We start from the raw sequence: 3042 nt of genomic DNA on the forward strand, positions 1-3042 counted from the left end.
CGCCCCCCCCGCCGGGGGGGCCCCCCCCCCCGCGCCCCCCGGGCCCCGGGGGGGGGGGGGGGGGGGGGCCCGCCCTTGCGGGGCCCCCCCCCCGCCCCCCACGCCCGGGGCCGGAGTAGGGGCGCGGAGGGCCCCGCACGGAACCAGGAGGTCGGGGGTTCACGTGCGGGGCCCCTCACGGGGTGTGGGCCGTCAGACTCCGGTCAGGGTGTACGTACCCGTACCGTCCTGCCTGCCGCTGGAGTACTGGCGGATCAACTCCCCGTCCCCGTACCGGTCGTGGCCCATCATGGAGCCGGTGTACTTGTTCTGCACACCGATCTTCGAGCTGCCGGGCACGTCGCGGTAGATGTAGAACCGCTGGAGGTCGTCCTCCCCGCAGTTGGCCGTCGTCAGGTAGGCCTGCTCCTGGTTGGCGATGTTCGCCGGGATGGTCGCGCATCCGCCGTTGCCCCAGTTCCACAGGGACGCCTCGAGGACTCCGTTGTTCTCCGTCACGTTGCACAGCCGCCAGTTGTCCAGGTGCGCGCTGAAGAACGTAGATTCGCGCAGGCGGATGCCGTCGTTGGCCAGGAGCGGTGCGCTCCAGTTCAGGGGCTTGCCGGGGACGTCGATCCGGTAGGCGCCGGGCTCACAGTTGAGAGCGGCGGCCGGCGCGCCGCGCCCGGTGGCCTTGGGCTGTTCGGCGGCCGTGCCGGTGGTGGGGGCCGGGTGCTGCGCGAGGCGGTCCTGCGTCTGCTTCGCCGTCAGCGCTACCGCACCGGCCGGGTGCTCGGCCTTCGCGGCGGGCGAGCCGCAGTCGAGGAGGACTTTTGCCTTGGCCATGATGCTGTTGGCGGGCACCGTGTCCTCGCAGCGCACCGCGCCTTCCTCAAGGGTGGTGTAGGTGGTGAAGCTGCCGCTGCCGGGCCCCTCGATCCACTTCAACGCCCACCCGCCGCCGCCCTGTTGGATGCGGTTGCAGTTGAGGCTTCCGTACGTACCGGTGACCTTCTTGGTGCCCTTGTAGACGCCGTAGTAGCCGGGCCGGTTGAAGTTCCACGTGACCGTGTTCGACTCGCTGCTGGTGGAGGAGTAGCTGACCTGAACGTTCAGGCCCAGGCTCGCTCCGACGGTGCCGAGGGTCTCGACGGCGAAGCTGCCCTGGACGGTGCCGTTGAGGCCCACGGAGACCGAAATGGTGGTCTGGGTGCTGGTGGTGACGCTCTGGTAGCCGGTGGCGCCCTGGGTGACGTACCAGCCCTTGAAGTGGGTAATCTCCGGGGCGACTTCGGTCGTCTTGATGTACGGGTGACGTGTGCCGAGGTCGGCCGCCGTGCAGACGTCGCCGGGCTTGACCTGCGTGGCGGCGGCGGACTTGGCAGGTGCGGCAGCGGCCGGTGTGACGGCAAGGCCGACAGTGGCTACAGCGGCCGAGACCGCACAGGCCGTGAGCGCTCTGCCTATGCGGCTGACGGGTCGTGTGGGGCGCATCGTTGCCCTTTCCACCTGGTCGTGTGTGCTCGGTCGAGGGGTGAATGTAGCGGCCACGGGGATGGTGGCGGGAGCCTCGAACGGGCCAAAAACGATCATAGATGGGCTTATTCCGCCCCTGGCGCGCACGGGCGCCGGACCGGTTCCATCCCTAACGGACCCGTACGCCACCGAACAGGGGGGACCACCCTTTGAAACACGCCACACGCCTGCTCGCGGCGATAGCCTCGCTCGCCCTCACCGCAGCCCTCCTCACCCTGGGCATCTCACCGGCCGCAGCCGCACCACTATCGGCGGCTCCCGAGAGCCACGGCACCTGCACGGCCACCGCCCCCGGCTCCAAGCTCGCACGCCAGGGCGCGGCATGGACCTGCATCAGGGAGCGGCCCGTCACCGCCGGGGATCTTGCCCGTATCCGCGCCCGCACCGCCGCCGTCCCCGGGGTCGCCGCTGCCCCCCGGGACGGCGTCGACCCCGGGGACGACCCGGATGCCAGCCCGGAGGCGCTGTGCACCTCCACCAAACGCCAGGACGTCGTCGCCAACCGCCACGCCTACTGCATGCGACACGGCATCCTGTACGTGCTTGAGAACCGCGCGGGTGACACGATCGGCACCGCCGAACTCCTGGTCACAGCCCGGTCCGCGCTGGACTACAAGAGCGTGAAGTGGCTGGAGAACATCGCCGTCTACGCTGGCAAGTACGACGGTGTCTCCGCTGTGAGACTCGCTCTGTCGTCGTCGTGCACCGCGTGCATACCGGGGCCGCCCGCCTGGGGCGGCGGGGCCATCGAGCTGAGCGCGGGCACGGAGGACCAGACCGGGCAACTCTCCTACGAGAGCACTACCCGGGGCGGTGGCGAGCGCTCGCGCAGCATGATCGCCTACCAGAGCCAGACGGAGAGCCCCGACGGGGTATACCCCGTCATCAGCTATGGGCAGTGGGCGGGCGCCTCGGTGGCCTGCGACGGGCAGGTCGGCCAAAGCCCCGGCTGCATCGCCACCGACAACCTGGCCAGGGTCGTCCTCAGCAAGTCCGAATACGGGGCATCCGCAGTGGCCTACGAATGGGCGCAGAACAACCTGGGCGACAACAACGCCATGGGCACCGCAAAAAGGCCGCTTACGCGTGACGGTGACGAAGCGAGGGCAAAGAGCAGGAGCTACTACACCTGCAAAGCTCCCCCGAAGCCCTTCGTAGCCGACCCCACTGTCGTGAATGATGAGTGTGACGAGTTCCCCTTCGCCAGGACCCGCCAGGGCGGCACGCTCGGCTCCATGTGTGCGGAGATCATCCCCCGCTACGTGGGCGGCGGCGCATGGCGGGTAGACGTCGTACGTGATGAACCGGTCGCGCCCTGCATCAGGGCCCATGTCCCTTCAGACGTGAACCAGAAGGCGGGGGGGTCCGTGGGCCGTCAGGTTCAGTCCGAACGCATCCTCCAAGGCGAGGCGTACCAGGTGGTCATCACCCCCTAGTAGTGCTTGGTCAGGTTGGTGTTGTTGGTGCGTGTCCTGTGGGTGCGGTGTGTCGTTGAAGAGGTGTGACGCCGGAGGAAATGGCATGTGT

The 3042-nt window shown here is 69.1% G+C and carries 2 protein-coding genes; one reads left to right on the top strand and one right to left on the bottom strand.

Going from position 1 to position 3042, the window contains the following annotated elements; all coding sequences use genetic code 11:
- Positions 1–192: 192 nt before the first annotated feature.
- Positions 193–1473, bottom strand: a complete 1281-nt coding sequence (locus ACIPK4_RS40060) for a hypothetical protein (RefSeq protein WP_402322898.1) — start codon at positions 1471–1473, stop codon at positions 193–195.
- Between the two features lie 191 nt (positions 1474–1664).
- Between ACIPK4_RS40060 and ACIPK4_RS40065 the strand changes: the two genes are divergently transcribed.
- A complete protein-coding gene (locus ACIPK4_RS40065) occupies positions 1665–2951 on the top strand; it encodes a hypothetical protein (RefSeq protein WP_402322901.1) in 1287 nt (428 codons plus the stop codon).
- Positions 2952–3042: the final 91 nt, after the last annotated feature.

The organism is Streptomyces sp. NPDC086989 (genome assembly GCF_044745505.1).
In the GTDB taxonomy this organism is placed as follows: domain Bacteria; phylum Actinomycetota; class Actinomycetes; order Streptomycetales; family Streptomycetaceae; genus Streptomyces.